Origin of the sequence: Mesorhizobium sp. M4B.F.Ca.ET.143.01.1.1 (assembly GCF_004792275.1) — a bacterium.
Lineage (GTDB): Bacteria > Pseudomonadota > Alphaproteobacteria > Rhizobiales > Rhizobiaceae > Mesorhizobium > Mesorhizobium abyssinicae.
The window spans coordinates 1-331 of sequence record NZ_SRSR01000209.1 but is presented as its reverse complement, the minus strand read 5'-3'; the positions used below and the strand labels follow the sequence as shown (position 1 = coordinate 331).

The following is a 331-nucleotide window of genomic DNA, read 5'->3' as shown; positions in this document are numbered from 1 at the left end:
GCAAAAAATTGGCTCAATATTGGTTCAGGGAGGAACTGGATGCGGGTCGCGACTTTTTCGATATCCGGCGAACGTCGCGTCGGTCTTGTCGACCTCGATGCCCAGACTATCGCGCCTTTCGCTTTTTCGGTCGACCAGGCCAGGTCCGGCATCTTGGCGCTGGTCGAGCGCAACGGCGCCGGCATCCCGCGTACCTTGTCGCCGATCCCGCTTGCGCAGGTCGAGATCGAGGCGCCGATCCCCCAGCCGCGCCGCAACATTTTCTGTGTCGGCAAGAACTATCACGAGCACGCGCATGAGTTCGCCCGCTCGGGCTTTGATTCCAGTGCCG

The 331-nt window shown here is 61.3% G+C and carries 1 pseudogene; it reads left to right on the top strand.

Annotated features, from left to right (window positions below):
• Nucleotides 1–39 precede the first annotated feature (39 nt).
• Nucleotides 40–331: pseudogene (locus EN786_RS36670) on the top strand (hydrolase); the annotation flags it as partial.